The organism is Flexivirga sp., from assembly GCF_051955415.1.
GTDB lineage: Bacteria > Actinomycetota > Actinomycetes > Actinomycetales > Dermatophilaceae > Flexivirga.
Genome location: NZ_JBQCGS010000002.1, coordinates 1 through 17,392, shown reverse-complemented (window position 1 = coordinate 17,392; position 17,392 = coordinate 1). Strand labels below are relative to the sequence as shown.

At 68.9% G+C, this 17,392-nt stretch carries 16 protein-coding genes; 7 read left to right on the top strand and 9 right to left on the bottom strand.

Annotated elements, in window-relative coordinates:
• Nucleotides 1-6: 6 nt before the first annotated feature.
• Both ACTHL4_RS00215 and ACTHL4_RS00210 read right to left on the bottom strand, forming a co-directional pair.
• The gene (locus ACTHL4_RS00215) at nt 7-1,047 is read right to left on the bottom strand and encodes a 4-hydroxy-3-methylbut-2-enyl diphosphate reductase (RefSeq protein WP_440280709.1); all 1,041 of its coding nucleotides are present in this window, start codon (nt 1,045-1,047) and stop codon (nt 7-9) included.
• Nucleotides 1,048-1,131: 84 nt separating this feature from the next.
• On the bottom strand, nt 1,132-2,388 hold the full coding sequence (locus tag ACTHL4_RS00210) for an alpha/beta fold hydrolase (protein WP_440280708.1): 1,257 nt from the start codon (nt 2,386-2,388) through the stop codon (nt 1,132-1,134).
• Nucleotides 2,389-2,508: 120 nt separating this feature from the next.
• Here ACTHL4_RS00210 and xseA point away from each other — a divergent pair, with 120 nt between their 5' ends.
• Complete coding sequence (xseA, locus tag ACTHL4_RS00205; protein WP_440280707.1) at nt 2,509-3,738, top strand: exodeoxyribonuclease VII large subunit; 1,230 nt, start codon at nt 2,509-2,511, stop codon at nt 3,736-3,738.
• Between the two features lie 22 nt (nt 3,739-3,760).
• On the opposite strand, the gene ligD is transcribed toward xseA, so the two are convergent.
• Nucleotides 3,761-5,380 (bottom strand): non-homologous end-joining DNA ligase, encoded by a 1,620-nt coding sequence (gene ligD / locus ACTHL4_RS00200; RefSeq protein ID WP_440280706.1) that lies wholly within the window; start codon nt 5,378-5,380, stop codon nt 3,761-3,763.
• Between the two features lie 98 nt (nt 5,381-5,478).
• Here ligD and ACTHL4_RS00195 point away from each other — a divergent pair, with 98 nt between their 5' ends.
• A complete protein-coding gene (locus tag ACTHL4_RS00195) occupies nt 5,479-5,739 on the top strand; it encodes an exodeoxyribonuclease VII small subunit (protein ID WP_440280705.1) in 261 nt (86 codons plus the stop codon).
• A gap of 12 nt (nt 5,740-5,751) precedes the next feature.
• Here ACTHL4_RS00195 and ACTHL4_RS00190 read toward each other — a convergent pair whose 3' ends face one another.
• Nucleotides 5,752-6,390 carry a DUF4245 domain-containing protein gene (locus ACTHL4_RS00190; protein ID WP_440280704.1) on the bottom strand — a complete coding sequence of 213 codons (639 nt, stop codon included), beginning with the start codon at nt 6,388-6,390 and terminating at the stop codon, nt 5,752-5,754.
• A 195-nt stretch (nt 6,391-6,585) separates the two neighbouring features.
• Between ACTHL4_RS00190 and glpX the strand changes: the two genes are divergently transcribed.
• Both glpX and ACTHL4_RS00180 read left to right on the top strand, forming a co-directional pair.
• The gene (gene glpX / locus ACTHL4_RS00185; RefSeq protein WP_440280703.1) at nt 6,586-7,602 is read left to right on the top strand and encodes a class II fructose-bisphosphatase; all 1,017 of its coding nucleotides are present in this window, start codon (nt 6,586-6,588) and stop codon (nt 7,600-7,602) included.
• 11 nt (nt 7,603-7,613) lie between these two features.
• Nucleotides 7,614-8,531, top strand: a complete 918-nt coding sequence (locus ACTHL4_RS00180) for a carbohydrate kinase family protein (protein WP_440280702.1) — start codon at nt 7,614-7,616, stop codon at nt 8,529-8,531.
• 11 nt (nt 8,532-8,542) lie between these two features.
• Here the strand turns inward: ACTHL4_RS00180 and ACTHL4_RS00175 are convergent, their stop codons facing one another.
• The 5 genes from ACTHL4_RS00175 to ACTHL4_RS00155 all read right to left on the bottom strand — a co-directional run bounded on the left by ACTHL4_RS00175 (nt 8,543) and on the right by ACTHL4_RS00155 (nt 13,809).
• Nucleotides 8,543-9,238 carry an SDR family oxidoreductase gene (locus ACTHL4_RS00175; protein ID WP_440280701.1) on the bottom strand — a complete coding sequence of 232 codons (696 nt, stop codon included), beginning with the start codon at nt 9,236-9,238 and terminating at the stop codon, nt 8,543-8,545.
• 155 nt (nt 9,239-9,393) lie between these two features.
• Complete coding sequence (locus ACTHL4_RS00170; RefSeq protein WP_440280700.1) at nt 9,394-10,656, bottom strand: ABC transporter ATP-binding protein; 1,263 nt, start codon at nt 10,654-10,656, stop codon at nt 9,394-9,396.
• A gap of 20 nt (nt 10,657-10,676) precedes the next feature.
• Complete coding sequence (locus ACTHL4_RS00165; RefSeq protein WP_440280735.1) at nt 10,677-11,525, bottom strand: carbohydrate ABC transporter permease; 849 nt, start codon at nt 11,523-11,525, stop codon at nt 10,677-10,679.
• Between the two features lie 15 nt (nt 11,526-11,540).
• Nucleotides 11,541-12,497, bottom strand: a complete 957-nt coding sequence (locus ACTHL4_RS00160) for a carbohydrate ABC transporter permease (protein ID WP_440280699.1) — start codon at nt 12,495-12,497, stop codon at nt 11,541-11,543.
• A gap of 55 nt (nt 12,498-12,552) precedes the next feature.
• The gene (locus ACTHL4_RS00155; RefSeq protein WP_440280698.1) at nt 12,553-13,809 is read right to left on the bottom strand and encodes an extracellular solute-binding protein; all 1,257 of its coding nucleotides are present in this window, start codon (nt 13,807-13,809) and stop codon (nt 12,553-12,555) included.
• A gap of 278 nt (nt 13,810-14,087) precedes the next feature.
• Between ACTHL4_RS00155 and ACTHL4_RS00150 the strand changes: the two genes are divergently transcribed.
• From ACTHL4_RS00150 to ACTHL4_RS00140, 3 genes are read left to right on the top strand one after another with little or no spacing between them, the layout of a single operon-like run.
• A complete protein-coding gene (locus ACTHL4_RS00150; protein ID WP_440280697.1) occupies nt 14,088-15,767 on the top strand; it encodes a fumarate hydratase in 1,680 nt (559 codons plus the stop codon).
• A 40-nt stretch (nt 15,768-15,807) separates the two neighbouring features.
• Nucleotides 15,808-16,428: a carbonic anhydrase gene (locus ACTHL4_RS00145; protein ID WP_440280696.1), complete on the top strand. Its 621-nt coding sequence runs from the start codon at nt 15,808-15,810 to the stop codon at nt 16,426-16,428.
• 16 nt (nt 16,429-16,444) lie between these two features.
• A complete protein-coding gene (locus tag ACTHL4_RS00140) occupies nt 16,445-17,251 on the top strand; it encodes an MOSC domain-containing protein (protein WP_440280695.1) in 807 nt (268 codons plus the stop codon).
• Nucleotides 17,252-17,392 lie beyond the last annotated feature (141 nt).

Genomic DNA, 17,392 nt, shown 5'->3' with positions numbered 1-17,392 from the left:
AACCGGTCAGCGCAGTGACCCGGCGTCGTGCCGGACCTGGGCGGAGTCCTCCTGGCCGCGTGCCTTCAGGTCGCGGCGCAGCTCGGTCGGCAGCGCGAAGAGCAGGCTCTCCTCGGCGGCGGTGATCGTCTCGACGTCGGCATACCCGCGCTCGGCGAGGTAGGCCAGCACGTCACGCACCAACACCTCGGGGACGGACGCCCCAGAGGTGACGCCCACGGTGGTCACGCCGTCGAGCCAGCTCTCGTCGATCTCGTCGGCGTAGTCGACCAGATGTCCGTCGCGCGCGCCGTGTTCGAGAGCGACCTCGACGAGCCGGACCGAGTTGGAGGAGTTGCGGCTGCCGACCACGATCATCAGGTCGGTGCGCGGCGCCATCTGCTTGACGGCGAGTTGACGGTTCTGGGTCGCGTAACAGATGTCGTCCGACGGCGTGTCCTGCAGGCCGGGGAAACGCTGCTTCAGCCGGCGCACCGTCTCCATCGTCTCGTCGACCGACAGCGTGGTCTGCGACAGCCACACCAGCTTGTCCGGGTGACGCACCTCCACGGTGTCGGCATGCTCCGGCGACTGCACCAGGATGATGTTGTCGGGCGCCTCACCGGCGGTGCCGACGACCTCCTCGTGGCCCTCGTGGCCGATCAGCAGGATGTCGTACTCGTCGGAGGCGAAGCGGGTCGCCTCACGGTGCACCTTGGTCACCAGCGGGCAGGTCGCGTCGATCGTCTTCAGCGACAGCGCCTTGGCCTGCTCCCGCACGACCGGTGCGATGCCGTGCGCGGAGAAGATCACCGTCGCACCCTCGGGGACCTCGTCGGTCTCGTCGACGAAGATCGCGCCGCGCTTCTCGAGCGTCGCCACGACGTGCTTGTTGTGCACGATCTGCTTGCGCACATAGACCGGCGGGCCGTAGAGGTCGAGTGCCTTCTCCACCGTCACGACGGCCCGGTCGACGCCGGCGCAGTAGCCGCGCGGGGCCGCGAGCAGCACGCGCTTCGGCTCATCGACGGCGGCCTGGTGCGTCTCGGTCGTTGCGGGCGAAGTCATGTCTCCATGCTAGGTGCGGTCCCGCGGACCGGCGAATCCGGACGGTTCGCGGTCAGCGTTCCGGCCGGAGGACCGACCCCCGGCTCAGACCTTCCCGGCCAGCATGTCCATCAGCCGCTCCACGACCGGCCCGGACCGCAGACCGTCGTGTTCGTACTCGTTGGTGACCCACGGCCGCACGTTCCCGACCCGGCGAGCGGTGTCCAGGGAGAGGTCGGCGTCGACATACATGTCGTCGAAGTAGACGGCGGCGGCCACCGGCACCGTGTTGTCCGCCAGCCGCCGTGCGTCATACAGGGCGGGCCAGTCGTCGACCGCCGCGAGGATGTCGGCGGCCTCCGCGAACGGCCGCAACAGCGGGATCTGGTCGAACATCCACCGGAACATCGTCTCGCCGGTGAACAGCACCGGGTCGGCGTCGGCCGCGAACTCCGGCCGGCTCGCCAGCTCCTTGTCCGCCGCCCACCCGGTCGGCACGCCGGGTGCGCCGTAGCAGTACTCCTGCAGCGCGTGGATCGGCCCGTTCGGGTAAGACGTCTCCGCCATCACCGCCTGCCGGAACCGGTCCGAGATCTCCGCACCGTCCCAGGCGGTGTCCAGCAGCCAGTGCACGTGCTCGAACCCGTAGCTCATCCCGAAGATGCTGCCGATCAGCCGGAACCGTTCCGGGGTCAACCGCGATCCGTCGGGCAGGAGCACCTCGTGCGCCGCCAAGTGATCGACGATCCGCCGCACCGCCGCGACATCGTCCGGGTAACGCTCGTAATAGGCCGCGTTCTTGCGGGCGATCCGCGGGAACGTGCGGGCGTAGACGTCGGCCGCGCCGGCGTCGATCCCGGACAGGCCACCGGTGACCATGCACCCCGCGAGGCCGTCGGGCGCCTGCGACAGGTAGGTGAGCGTGATGAATCCGCCGTAGCTCTGGCCCAGCGTCGTCCACGGCTTGCCGCCGGCGACCTGCTCCCGGAAGATCTCCGCGTCGGCCACGATGCTGTCGGCCCGGAAGTGCCGGAGGTATGCCGCGATCTGCTCCGCCGACAGGCCGGCGGTCGAGCGGGCCGTCAGCGGCGTCGACCGGCCGCAGCCGCGCTGGTCCAGCAGCAACACCCGGTGGGTCTTGGTAACGTGCCCGAGCCAGCCGTCGGCACGCATCGGCCGCGGGCTCTCCCCGCCGGGGCCGCCCTGCAGGAAGACCAGCCAGGGCAGCTCGTCGCCGACCTTGTCCACCGCAACCGCTTCCCGGGCGAAGACCTCGATCGTCGGCCCGTCCGGATCCGAGTGGTCGAGCGGCACCTGCAGGGTGTGGTCGGTCAGTGCGAGGCCGGGGATGCGGATCGTCATACGGAGCAGGCTAGGTCACCCCACGAAGTTTCTCCTCCGCTTCGCCCCCCCCGAATTACTTCGCGGGGACCCCGACCAGGTGGACAGTGTGTGGACATACCGAGCCCCTACAGTGACCGGGTGAGCACCCCTCTCCCGGAGAAGGCAGCCGACACGACCGCCGAGCAGCCGTGGCCGGTGCGCAAGCTGTCGGTGAAGATCAGCGACTACGTCGACAAGATGTCGCCGCTGTGGGTCGAGGGGCAGATCGTCCAGCTCAACCGGCGTCCGGGCGCGCCGACGGCATACGTGACGCTGCGCGACCCGGAGGTCGACATGTCGCTGTCGGTCACCGTGCACGTCAACACCCTCGATGCGATGGGGCCGGGCCTGCAGCAGGGCGCCCGGGTGGTGGTGCACGCCAAGCCGCGCTTCTGGACCAAACGCGGGTCACTGCACCTGGAGGCGCGGCAGATGCGCCCGGTGGGTGTCGGCGAGTTGCTCGCGCGCCTGGAGCATCTCAAGCAGTTGTTGCGCAGCGAGGGACTCTTCGACGCCGGCCGCAAGAAGCCCCTGCCGTTCCTGCCGCACACCGTCGGCCTGATCTGCGGCCGCGCCAGCGCTGCCGAGAAGGACGTCGTCGAGAACGCCCGACGCCGTTGGCCGGCAACACAATTCGAGATCCGGCAGGTCGCGGTGCAGGGACCGAACACGGTCACCGAGGTCACCGCCGCACTCGAGGAGCTGGACGCCGCGGCACACGTGCAGGTGATCGTGATCTCCCGCGGCGGCGGCGGCTTCGAGGACCTGTTGCCGTTCAGCAACGAGGCGCTCGTACGCGCAGTCTCCGCCGCTCGCACACCAGTCGTCAGCGCCATCGGGCACGACGAGGACACCCCGTTGCTGGACTTCGTGGCCGACGTGCGCGCCTCCACCCCGACCGATGCGGCGAAGCGGGTGGTGCCCGATCTGGCCGACGAATTGCGCGGACTGGCGCAGACCCGGGCGGCGGGTGCGCGGGCGCTGCGGCACCGGCTGGCCGCCGAACGCCGCCACCTGGCGCAACTGCGCAGCCGCCCGGTCCTGGTCGCACCGGAGACGATGGTCGCGACGCGCCGGGCCACCGTCGAGGCGCTGCGCGACCGGTCACGAGCGCGCATGACGCACCGGCTCGACCGCGCGCACGACCAGGTCGGCCACCTGCGCGGCCAGCTGCGGGCGCTGTCCCCGTTGCAGACGCTCGAGCGCGGGTATGCCGTGGTGCGGCATACCGACGGTCAGCTCGTCACCGACGTCGCCACGGTGGACGCCGACGAACTGCTGCGGGTGACCGTGGCCTCCGGCGACTTCGCCGTGCGGCCGGTCAGCTGAATCGGGCGGCACACCCGCAGGGTCAGTGCAGCCGGGGCAGCCGCTGCTCGCCATACAGGACGCCGCGGAAGAGGTCGCCGCGCTCGGCGAGTCGCTGCCCGATGGTGCGGATGGTGAACCGGTCCGGCCGCAGGTCCGGGTCGTCGAGCTCGTCCCAGCTGATCGGCGCGGACACCGGGGCGCCCGGCGCCGGCCGGGGGCTGTATGGCGCCACCAGCGTCTTGTTGATGGCGTTCTGCGTGTAGTCCAGGCGCGCCCGGCCACGGCGCTCGTTCTTGACCCACTTCCAGCTGACCAGCTCCGGCAGCACCGCGCCGACGGTCCGCGACACCTGCTCCACCCAGGCGCGGGTCTGCTCGAACGACGGACCCCGCGCGATCGGCACCCAGAAGTGGATCCCGCGGCGTCCGGTCAGTTTCGGACATGCCGTGACGTTCAGGTGCTCGAACGCCGTCCGGTGCAGCCGGGCCAGCTCGAGGACCTCCTGCCACGAGGTGTTCTCCCCGGGGTCCAGGTCGAACAGCGCATAGGTGGGCTGCTCCGGCTCGTCGGTCCGCGACGTCCACGGATGCCATTCCAGCGCACCGAAATTCGCTGCCCAGACCAGCGCCGCCGGCTCGTTCACCACGAGGTAGGTGTGCGCCTCACCGGTCTCCGCGGCGGGGTTGTCCCAGCGCGCCAACCAGTCCGGCGCATGCTCCGGCAGCGACTTGTGCCAGAAGCCCTGGTGTCCGGCGCCCTCCGGGTAGCGGTGCATGTTCAGCGCGCGGCCGGCCAGGTAGGGCAGCACCGTCGGCGCGATGGTCGCGGTGTAACGCAGAAACTCGCGCTTGGTCACCGGGTCGGTGTCATCGGTGCCGGGGAAGAGCACCTTGTCCAGATTGGTAACCCGCAGGGAGCGGCCGAAGATCTCCCAGCTGCCGTGGTCGCCAAGTGCCTCCAACGCCTCGAGCGCTTCCTCCCCCGGCCCGGTCACCGTGTCGTCGTGCAACTCCACCGCCGCGGCGGCCGCGGGCAGGTCCGACCGCCACAACCGGTCGGGGTCCGCCTTCACCTCGTCGTTGGTACGGCCGCTCAGCACCGAGCGCGGGTGGTCCTCCGGGTCCCATCCGCGCACCGCGTCCTCGTCGTGCTTGTGCAACAGCAGCCACTGCTCCCGGTCGGACGGCCCGCCGCGGCGCACCAGCACGAAGCGACCGTGCAACTTCTCGCCATACAGATCGGCATGGAAGTCACCGTCCGCGACCGCCCGCGCCGGGTCGTCGGTGTCGTGCGGCTCCCAGGTGCCCCGATCCCACACGATGACATCGCCGCCGCCGTACTCACCGGCCGGTATGACGCCCTCGAAGTCCTGGTACTCCAGCGGATGGTCCTCGACGTGCACGGCCATCCGGCGCAGGTCGGGGTCCAGGGTCGGCCCCTTCGGCACCGCCCAGCTGACCAGCACGCCGTCGATCTCGAAGCGCAGGTCGTAGTGCAACCGCCGGGCCCGATGGCGCTGGACGACGAAGTGCCGCCGGCCGGTCGGCTCCGCCGCGGTCGTGGTGCCGCCCGAGGGCTCCGGAGTGCGGTCGAACTTGCGCTTCCGGCGGTATGTCGTCAGCGGCTCCGTCGGCTCCTCGCGGCCGGTCCTGCTCGGCACAGTGCACACCTCCTGTGCCCCAGCCGTACCCGTGCCGTGCCGACCTGACGCGCCGGCGCTCACCGGGTCACGGTCGTGCTGTCGTTAGGCTGCCCGTCATGCCGAAGGATGCCGCAGCCGACGACGCCCATGCCGACGTGGCCGACCTCGGCTACGAGCAGGCCCGCGACGAGCTGGCGTCGATCGTCAGCCGGTTGGAGGGCGGCACCGAGACGCTCGAGGAGTCCATGCGGTTGTGGGAGCGCGGCGAGGCGCTGGCCGCCCATTGCGAGCGCTGGCTGGACGGCGCGCAGCGCACGATCGGCGCGATGACCGACGAATCCGGCGCGACGCCGGACGGAGTCGACACCGACGAGTGATGCCGGGGTCGCTCAGGGGGTGCTCGGCGCGGGGCTCAACTGGCTCTTGCTCAGCGGTTGCAGCGACTCGGCGAACCGGTGCAGCCGGCCCCAGTCGCAGGTGCCGGTCACCACAGTGCTCAGCCCCGCGAGCGGCCGGCTCCGGACCAGGCTGCGTTCGCCGCCGTCGGCCCGGGTCAGCTGGGTCCAGCGGACACCCGCCAGAGTGACCGAGCCGGTCCGGGTGCTCTGGTCGGTCTGAGCAGCCACCCAGTCCGAGGTGCCGTCCTGGGTCTGCACCGCCCGCGCGTAGCAGCCGCCCGGGGCGTCATACCCCGCCTGCCAGGTGTCGGGCTGCTTGTCGACCGACACCAGCCGAACGTTGACCGGCTGCCAACCCTTCGGCAGGCCCTGCGCGATCGCCGGGTCCCAGTGCTTGGCACGGCCCACCTCGCGCGCGATGCCGGCGACGTCCACCGTCGGCTGCGTCGTCTGCTCGGCTCGCGGGACGAACGCCCACCAGGCCAGCACCGCCAGCGCCACCAGCACCATCGAGATGATCATGCTGCGCGCCGAGCCCATGCCGCGGCGACGCTGCGGGCGGCCGGCGTCGCCCGGATCCGTTGGCGGCGTCTGCGCGGTCGGGCTCGCGGGGGGTTCGCTGTCGGTCACGCCGCTCATCGTCCCAAACCGGGATGACGGCCCCTGCGGCCACCTGCCCGTGAACCGGCCGCACCGGGGCCGCGCCGGTGGCCGGACCTGCCGATAGAGTCGACGCCGAACCCCACCTACGCGGTGGCCGAGGCACTCGTGAGGCACGAGCGAGCGTCTCGCGGTCCCGCGGCCCGAGTTCTCCGAGGAGAGTCCATGCCGTCCGACACCGTCACCACGGAAACCACCCCGGAAACCCCGGACCGCAACCTCGCGCTGGAGCTGGTGCGCGTCACCGAGGCCGCCGCGATGGCCGGGGGACGGTGGGTCGGCCGGGGCGACAAGAACGCTGCCGACGGTGCGGCGGTCGCCGCCATGCGACACCTGATCTCGTCGGTCTCGATGAGCGGCGTGGTGGTGATCGGTGAGGGCGAGAAGGACGCCGCTCCGATGCTCTTCAACGGGGAGAAGGTCGGCGACGGCACCGGCCCGCACGTGGACGTGGCCGTCGACCCGATCGACGGCACCACCCTGACCGCCAAGGGCATGACCAACGCGGTGTCGGTGATGGCGGTCAGCGAGCGGGGCTCGATGTACGACCCGAGCGCGGTCTTCTACATGGACAAGCTGGCCACCGGGCCCGAGGCCGCCGACGTGGTCGACATCCGACTGCCGGTCGCCGAGAACATCCGGCGGGTCGCCAAGGCGAAGCACGGGTCGGTGTCCGACGTGACGGTCGTGCTGCTGGACCGCCCGCGGCACGAGAAGCTGGCCGAGGAGATCCGGACCACCGGCGCGCGCATCCGGTACATCTCCGACGGCGACGTGGCCGGCTCCATCATGGCTGCCCGCCCCGACACCGGCATCGACCTGCTGCTGGGCATCGGCGGCACCCCGGAGGGCATCATCAGCGCCTGCGCGATGAAGTGCATCGGCGGTGTGCTGCAGGGCCGCCTGTGGCCCAAGGACGATGAGGAGCGGCAGCGGGCCATCGATGCCGGCCACGACCTCGACGCCGTGCTGACCACCGACGACCTGGTCCAGAGCGACAACTGTTTCTTCGTCGCGACCGGCATCACCGACGGTGAGCTGCTGCGCGGCATCCGCTACCGCGGCGGCGGCTGCACCACCCACTCGCTGGTGATGCGGTCCAAGAGCGGCACGATCCGCTCCATCGAAGCCGTGCACCCGATGGCGAAGCTGCAGCAGCTCAGCGGCGGCCTGACCGGCTGACGGGCGCACTCGTGGTCGACACCCTGGTCATCGGCGAGGCCCTCATCGACATCGTCCGCCCGGTCGACGGGCAACCGCAGGAGTATGTCGGGGGCAGCCCGCTCAACGTCGCGATCGGCCTGGCGCGCCTGCAGCATCCGGCGCGGCTGGCGGCATACCTGGCGGACGACGCCTACGGCGAGCTCATCATCGGTCATCTCGCCGCGGACGACGTGCCGCTGGTGGAGGGCAGCCTCGGTGCCCAGCGCACGCCTACCGCGATGGCCACCTTGGACGAGACCGGCTCAGCGACATACGAGTTCGACCTCGCCTGGGACCTGCCCTATCCGTTGCCCGGCGATGTGGGCCACCTGCACACCGGCTCCATCGCCGCCGCACTGCAGCCCGGTGCCGAGAAGGTGGCTGCTGCCATGCTGGCCGCCCGCGACCACGCCACGGTGTCCTTCGACCCCAATCCCCGGCCGACGCTGATCGGTGCGGCGCACGAGGTGCGCGCAGGCTTGGAGCAGCTCATCGGCTACTCCGACGTCGTCAAGGCCAGCGACGAGGACATCGCCTGGCTCTACGGCTCCGATGCCGATCCGGCTCAGGTGCTGGCACTGTGGGGGCAGCTCGGGCCGTCACTGGTCGTTATGACCCGCGGCGGGGACGGCGCGCTGCTGCACGTCTCCTCGACCGGGCAGACCGTCTCCGTCGCCGGCCGGAGCGTGTCCGTCGTGGACACGGTGGGCGCGGGCGACTCCTTCCAGTCCGGGCTGCTGTCCGGGCTGCTCGACGCGGGCCTGCTCGGCTCCGCCGACGCCCGCGACCGGCTGCGCCGAGCCGATCTGTCGCAGCTGCGTCCCGCGGTGGACCGGGCGATCGAGACGTCCGCGATCACCGTCTCCCGGGCGGGCGCGAACCCACCGACCCGCGCCGAGCTCGGGTAGTCCTCTCCCTCTCAACGCGGGCGGATCGACAGGTCCTCGACAGACGCCTCGGGCGGCGCGGTCAGCACGAAACGCACTGCAGCGGCGACGGATTCGGGGCGCAGGTAGTCGTTCTCGTCATACGCGGCGCCTTCGAAGTCGCGAAGTTCGCGCTGCATGTCGGTGGCCACCCGGCCCGGGTAGACGGTGGAGACACGGACGCCGTGGGCACGCTCCTCCTGTCGCAGCCCGTCGGCGAACGCACGCACCGCGAACTTCGATGCCGAGTAGAGGCTGCCCTGGGCGCCGGAGCGCAGTCCCGAGCCGGAGTTGACGACCACGACGGTGCCGTCGCCGGCGCGCAGCTTCGGCAGCAGCGCGCGCGTGAGGTCAGCGACCGCCACCACGTTCACCTCGAGGGTATGGCGCCAGGCGTCGCGACCGAGGTCCGCGACTGCGCCACTGCCCAGCACGCCGGCGGAGTGCACCACACCGGCCAACGCCGGCACGTCGTCGAGCGCGTCGACGGCGGCACCCGTGGCTGCCGCGTCGGTCAGCTCGGCGACGAACGGCACGGCGTCCGGCAACGCACCACACACGGCGGCGACGGCCGCCTCGTCCCGGCCGCCGATGAGCAGACGATGATCGGCGGCGAGGGCGTCCGCCACGGCGCGACCGATGCCGCGGGTGCCGCCGGTGATGAGCACAACAGGTCGGGAGCCAGTCATGGCTCAACCGTAGGCGACCGACCCCGACGCACTGACCACCGAGCGGACACGAAACACACCGAGGGGACACGTAAATCGGGGCTGAAACGCCCCGATTTCGTGTCCCCTCGGTATTTGTGTGTCCGCTCGGTGAGGGGGCGGGTCGGCGCGCCGGGCTAGGCCGACTTTTCGGACTGCTCGGACTCGCGCTTGCGCGCGCGTTCCAGCGCCGCCTTGCGCATCTTCTCGGAGTCGGCCGCGATCTCGGCGGCCTTGTCCTCGTCACGAGTGAGGTTCTCACCTGTCTGCGGGTCGAAGACGTGCATGGACGCCGGGTTGAAGGCGAGCTGGGCCTCGTCGCCCTCCAGCACCCGCGACCGCGGGTCCAGGTTGACGATCATCTGGGTGCGCAGTCCCTCGCCGTCCAGGTCGCGGTCCAGCTCCTCCAGCTGGTTGCGGACCTCTCCGTCGGCCTCGTAGGGGATGTAGGCGTACTGCTCGTTGCCCAGCCACTCGGTCTGATCGACCACGGCGTTGAACTTCACCGAGTGCTCCGGGCCCGATTCCACCGTCGTGTCCTTGAGGTGCTCGGGACGCAGGCCCACGATCACGACGTCCTTGCCCTTGATCTTCTCGGCGAGCTCACCCTCGGCCGGCACGTCGACGAACGGCAACTTCAGCGTGCTGCCCTCCACCTTGGCGGGCAGGAAGTTCATCGGCGGCGAGCCGATGAAGCCGGCGACGAAGAGGTTGACCGGCTGTTCGTAGAGCTCGCGCGGAGACGCGACCTGTTGCAGCACACCGCGTTTGAGCACGCAGACCCGGTCGCCGAGGGTCATCGCCTCGGTCTGGTCGTGGGTGACGTAGACGGTGGTGATGCCGAGCCGGCGCTGCATCCGGGCGATCTCGGTGCGCATCTGCCCGCGCAGCTTGGCGTCCAGGTTGGACAACGGCTCGTCGAAGAGGAACGCATCGGCCTCCCGGACGATCGCCCGACCCATCGCCACCCGCTGTCGCTGACCACCGGACAGGTTGCCCGGCTTGCGTTCCAGGTGTTCGTCCAGCTCCAGCATGCTGGAGGCCTCGCGAACCTTCCGGTCGATCTCCTCGTTGCTGTGTTTGCCCTTCTGCAGGCGCAGCGGGAAGGCGATGTTCTCGAAGACCGTCAGGTGCGGGTAGAGCGCGTAGTTCTGGAAGACCATTGCCAGGTTGCGGTCCCGGGGAGCGAGGTCGTTGACCCGCTTGCCGTCGATCTCCAGGTCCCCCGACGTGATGTCCTCCAGCCCGACGATCATCCGCAACAGGGTGGACTTCCCGCAGCCCGACGGTCCCACCAGGATGACGAACTCGCCGTCCTTGATGTCCAGGTTGACGTCGTTGACGGCCGGGAAACCGTCGCCGTACTTCTTGACAATGTGCTTGAGTTCGATGCTCGACATTGCTTCTCCTTGAGGCCTTTTCAGCCCTTGACTGCGCCGGAGGTGAGGCCGGCAACGATCCGCTTCTGGAAGACCAGGACGAGGATCACGACGGGAATGGTGACGACGACCGCGGCCGCACAGATGGCGCCCGTCGGCTGGACGAACTGACTGGCGCCGGTGAAGAAGCTCAACGCCGCGGGCACCGTCTGCGCGTGCTGCGCGGTCAGGTTGGAACTGAAGACGAAGTCGTTCCACGCGGTGAAGAACGCGATGATCGCGGTGGTGAACACGCCCGGCGCCGCGAGCGGCGCGACGACCTTCACGAACGCCTGCCAACTGGTGGCACCGTCGACCTGCGCCGCCTGCTCCATCTCCCATGGGATCTGCTGGAAGAAGGCCGACAGGATCCAGATCGACAGCGGCAGGGTCAGTGCGAGGTACGGGATGATCAGGCCCGGCAGCGTGTCGAACAACCCGATCTGCCGCCACAGGTTGAACAACGGCGTGACCATCGCGATCACCGGGAAGAACGACACCGCGAGCGCAGTCGTGAGGATCAGCTTCTTGCCCGGGAAGTCCAGCCGCGAGATCGCGTAGGCGCAGAACGTCGCGAGTATGACGCTGATGACCGTCGACACCACGCAGACGATGATCGAGTGCCACAACGCCGGCACGAACAGGTCGGACGCACCTCCGGAGAAAATCAGCTTGTAGTTGTCCCAGCTGATGTCCTTCGGCCAGAAGTTGCCGAGGACGTTCTGACGCGAATCACCCAGCGCCGCATCGGATTTGAGTGACGTCGCCACGATCCACAGCAGTGGTATGACGGTCCAGATCATGATGACGATCGACGCGACGCCGAGGCCGTTCTTGGCCTTGGTGCTCATGTTGGTCTCCACTGCTCAACTCCTCCCACTCGTGGTGAGATCGACCTTGAAGAGTTTGACGAAGATGAACGCGATGATCAGCACGATCACGAAGAGGATCACCGCGAGCGCGGACCCCATGCCGATCTCCACCCGGCTGACCGTCTCGGTCCCGACCAGCATCGACAACGTCTCGGTCTTGTTGGCGCCGCCGGTCATGACGTAGGGATTGTCATAGATGCGAACGGCATCCAGCGTGCGGAAGAGCAGCGCCACCATCAGTGCGGCCTTCATGTTCGGCAGGATCACCTTGGTGAAGCGCTGCCACCAGGTGGCGCCGTCGACCTTGGCCGCCTCCTCCTGTGCCGAGTCGACCTGGGCCAGTCCGGCCAGCAACAACAGCGACATGAACGGCGTCGTCTTCCAGATCTCCGACAGGCAGATGATCGTCAGTGACGACCACCGTCCGCCGAACCAGTTGTAGGTCTCGCTGAACCCGCCGAAGGTGAAGAAGTGCAGCCAGTGGTTGAAGAAGCCGGTGTCGATCTGCGCGGCATACAGCCAGGAGAAACCGGACACGACCGTGACGATCGCATAGGGGATCAGCACGATGGTGCGCAGCGTGCGGCGTGGCCAGACGACCTTGTGCATGACCATCGCGATGGCCATGCCCAGGATCAGCTCGACGATCACCGTGACCACGACGATGAAGAACGTGGACTCGAACGCCTGCCAGAACAACGGGTCGGACAACGCGGTGATGTAGTTCTGGATGCCGACGAGCTTCTTGCCGGCCGGGTCGGTCAACCGATAGTTGAACAGCGACAGGTAGACCGCGTAACCGATCGGATAGAGCGTGACCAGCAGCATGATGACGAAGGCCGGACCGGCCAGCCGCCAGCCGAGGTTGCGCTCGCCCTTGGCCCGGTCGGACAGGTGGGCCTGTTCTTCGACGGTGAGATCGCCCTGGGTGGTGTCGGCGACTGCACTCATGACGGGACCCCCTCGCGGTGTCGCGGGACGCAGGACCGAGGACTTCGTGGGATGTTCACAGCAGCGCCTTCCCGTTCAAGACCTTGAGGATGAAGGCCTGCGCCTTCGCCGGGGTGCTCTGGTCGACCGAACTCGGTGGGCTGAACTTCTGCTGCAGCGCCGTGGAGATGTCACCCCAGTAGGGCGTCAACGGCCGGGCCGCAGCGGCGTCCAGCGACTTGCGGATCTCGGCCGCGATGCCGTTGGGGAAGGCCTTCTTCACCTCGGCGGTGTCGTAGGCGCCCTTGCGGCTGGCCGGGTTGCCCGAGGCGGCCATGTAGTCCGCCTGGTGCTTCTGGTTGGTGATGCACGCCGCCGCCTGGTAGGCGAGCTTCTGGTGCTGGCTGTTCTTGCCCACCGCCAACTGGATGCCACCGTATGGCGGCCGGGACTTCTCACCCTGGACCGTCTGCGGATACCGGGTCGCGGCCACATCGGCCTTGTCCTTGCCCGGGTAGGCGCCGTAGGTGTAGGGCCAGTTGACCAGGAAGCCGCCCTTCGGGCTGCCGAAGAGGTTCAGCGACTCGGTCTCGGTGGAGTTGCCCATCGCCGGTCCGCCGACGCCGGTCGAGGAGACCTCGTGGATGATCTTGGCGGCGTCGCGGCCCGCCTGGGAGTCCAGGCCGAGCTTGATGTTCTCGTAGGTGGCGTTGGGGTTCTTGACGATCTCGCCGCCGGCTCCGGCGACCAGTGCGTTGATCCAGACCGAGTAGCCCTCGTAGAGCTTGGCCTGCACCCCGATCTGCATGTGGGTCTGCTGCGCCGCCTGGATCAGCTGGTCCCAGGTCACCGGCTTGCTCATGTCGAGACCGGCCTTCTTGGCGACCGACTTCTTGTACCAGAGCAGTTGGGTGTTGGACCAGAACGGCACCGACATCAGTTTGCCGTTGTAGGTCGAGGCGTCGATCGAGGACTGCACCCGGTCGGCCTTGAACTCGGCGACCATGTCCTTGGGCACCGGCGCGAAATAGCCGGCCGCGGCGAACTCGCTGACGAATGCCGGGTCGACGCTCATCAGGTCCATGGTCTTGTCACCGCCGGCCAGTCGCCGCAGCAACTGGATCCGCTGGTCGCTGGCCGAGTTGGGCAGCAATTGGACCTTGATCTGGTATTTGCCCTTGGAGGCGTCCGAGCACTCCTTGGCGAGCGTCGCCTGGCCACCCTTGCTGGCATCGGCGTTGCCGACGTCGGGGTTGATGTACCAGGTGAGGTGAGCCGGTCCGGACCCGCTGTCGCTGCTTCCTCCGCAGGCGGCCAGGCCTGCGGTCGCCATGAGGACGGCGACCGCCCCCGCTGCGCCACGTCGAGGTGGCCTGAGACGTTTCATATGCATCCGCTCCATCCAGGGGGTGTGAGCTCCAACACGTTCTCACGGTCTACACCCCTTATACCCCCTGTGTCTCGCGGACGGCCCGGTCAGATGGCAAACCGTTGTGCAACGGTTGCCGGAGGCACCGCACCGCAGCGGTGACACCACTCCCGCGCGGTGACGCCGGCGAGCCCCACTACTCTGAAAGCACCGCTCATCCAGCAAGGAGATTGCCACCTGCCATGGCCGAATTCGCCTACGAAGACCTGCTGCCGCTCGGGGACGACGCGACGACCTACCGCAAGTTGTCCGACACCGGAGTGCGGACCGTCGACGGACCGGGCGGGCGCACGTTCCTCGAGGTCGACCCGGAGGCGCTGCGGCTGCTGACCGAGACGGCGATGCACGACATCGCGCACTACCTGCGCCCTGCGCACCTGGCCTTCCTCCGCACAATCCTGGACGATGACCAGGCCAGCAACAACGACAAGTTCGTGGCGATGGACCTGCTGAAGAACGCCGGGATCGCCGCGGCCGGGGTGCTGCCGATGTGCCAGGACACCGGCACCGCGATCGTCATGGGCAAGAAGGGTTCCCAGGTGCTCGTGGGCGGTGACGGCCCGGACGAGGCATCGATCGCCCGCGGCGTGTATGACGCCTACACCCGCCTCAACCTGCGTTACTCGCAGATGGCGCCGATCAGCATGTGGGAGGAGAAGAACACCGGCTCCAACCTGCCGGCCCAGATCGAGCTGTATGCCGACACCGCGGCGGGCCACGAGAACACCTACAAGTTCCTGTTCATGGCCAAGGGCGGCGGTTCGGCCAACAAGTCCTTCCTCTATCAGGAGACCAAAGCGATCCTGAACCCCGAGTCGATGATGCGGTTCCTCGACGAGAAGCTGCGCACCCTCGGCACGTCGGCCTGTCCGCCATACCACCTGGCGATCGTGATCGGCGGCACCAGTGCCGAATTCGCCCTGAAGACAGCCAAATACGCCAGCGCCAAGTATCTCGACGAACTCCCGACCTCGGGAGACGCGGCCACCGCGCACGGCTTCCGTGACGTCGAGCTGGAGGAGCAGGTGCTGGAGCTGACGCGGGGCTTCGGCATCGGCGCGCAGTTCGGCGGCAAGTACTTCTGCCACGACGTGCGGGTGGTGCGCCTGCCCCGGCACGGCGCCTCGCTGCCGGTCGCGATCGCGGTCAGCTGCTCCGCGGACCGGCAGTGCCTGGGCAAGATCACGCCCGAGGGTGTCTTCATCGAGCAACTGGAGACCGACCCGGCGCGCTTCCTGCCGGACACGACCGACGAGGAGCTGGATGCCACGGACGTGGTCCGCATCGACCTGAACCGGCCGATGGACCAGATCCGCGCCGAACTGACGAAACACCCGGTCAAGACACGCCTTTCACTCACCGGCCCGCTGGTCGTCGCGCGTGACATCGCGCACGCCAAGATCAAGGAGCGGCTGGACGCCGGCGAGGAGATGCCGCAGTACCTCAAGGACCACGCGGTCTACTACGCCGGTCCCGCCAAGACACCGGACGGTTACGCCTCCGGGTCGTTCGGCCCGACCACCGCCGGCCGGATGGATTCGTATGTCGAGCAGTTCCAGGCCGCCGGCGGATCGATGGTCATGCTGGCCAAGGGCAACCGCAGCAAGCAGGTGACCGACGCCTGCCAGGCACACGGCGGCTTCTACCTCGGTTCGATCGGCGGCCCGGCCGCCCGGCTGGCCAAGGACTGCATCAAGCACGTCGAGGTGCTCGAATACCCCGAGCTGGGCATGGAAGCGGTGTGGAAGATCGAGGTCGAGGACTTCCCCGCCTTCATCGTGGTCGACGACAAGGGCGAGGACTTCTTCGCGGCCACCGCGAAGCCGGCCGCGTTCACCATCACCACCCGGCCCGGCCTATGAGCACCCCACGAATCACCACCGTGTCCAGGAAGGATCACCGATGAACGAACGCACGACGGCACAGCAGGCGTGGCAGCAGTTGGTCGACGGCAACCAGCGATTCGCCTCGGGCAGTCCGGCATACCCGCAGCAGGACGCCGCCCGCCGGGAGTCGCTGGCCGGCGGCCAGCAGCCGACCGCGGTGGTGTTCGGGTGCGGCGACAGCCGGGTGCCGGTCGAGCTGCTCTTCGACAAGGGACTCGGTGACGTCTTCGTGGTCCGCACCGCCGGTCAGGCGCTGGACGACGCGGTGCTGGGATCCCTGGAGTTCGGGGTCGAGCCGCTGCAGGTGCCGCTGCTGGTCGTGCTCGGGCACAGCTCGTGCGGTGCTGTCGGCGCGGCGATGGCGGCCGCCGAGACCGGCGAATTCCCCTCGGGTCACGTGCGGGCCATCGCCGAGAAGGTGCTGCCGACCGTGCTGCAGTGCCGCAGCCGGGGTGAGACCGACTACCGGGCGGTCGTGGACGCGCACGTGCGAGCGACGATCGACCTGCTTCTGGAGCAGTCGCCGATGATCAAGGACGCGGTGGACTCCGGGCGGCTCGCGCTCGTCGGCGCCACCTACCAGCTCGAGGACGGACTGGTGGCGCCGGTCACCACCGTCGGCGACGTCACCGCCTGAGCCCGCGATGCAGGTCGTGTCGCTGCGCCTCCACCCGGTCAAAAGCACTGCCATCTCTCACGTTCCGAGCGCGTATGTCGGCCTCGCCGGGCTGCGCGGCGATCGCGAGTGGATGATCGTGGACGCCGATCGATCGATGGTCAGCGCCCGGGAGCTGCCGGCGCTGTTCGGCATACGGGCGCAACCGGTGGAGCAGGGCGACGACGGCGTCCCTGCGGTCACCCTGTCCGCTGCCGGGTCGTCATACACGGTGCGGGCCGAAGGCCCGGAGCTGAAGGCGACGATGTTCACCAGGCCGCCGATGCGGGTCCGCGGGACTGCGGAGTCGGCCTCGGCCTGGTTGGAGCAGGTCACCGGTCGCGCCGGGCTGGACGTGGTGTGGTGCGCGCATCCGGACGAGCGCACGCTCAATCCGGAGTTCTCGCGGCCGGACGACCGGGCGGCGTTCCAGGACGGCTATCCGGTGACGATCGCGTCATTGGCGTCGCTGCGGCAGTTGAACGCCTGGATCGCGGAGTCGGGTGGGCAGCCGGTCACAATCGACCGGTTCCGGCCCAACATCGTCATCGACGGTGACGTCCCCTTCGCCGAGGACGCGTGGGCGGCGGTGCAGATCGGCGGGGTGCGCTTGCGTGCCGCCAAGCCGGTGGATCGGTGCGTGATGACGCTCGTGGATCCGGCGGACCTCAGCCGGGGCAAGGAGCCGATCCGCACGCTCAGCAAGCACCGCAAGTGGGACGGCAAGACGTGGTTCTGTCACCACCTGATCCCGGACACCGAAGGTGAGATCCGCATCGGTGACCCCGTGGTGGCGACGGGCTGACCTCACCGAACGGACACCAAACACATCGAGAGGACACCAAAAACCCCCGTTTTCGGGCCGGATTTCGGGTGCTCTCAGTACGGTGTGTGTGCGCTCGGCATAAATCGGGCGGCCGCACGCCGGGTGGGGTCGGTCCTCAGG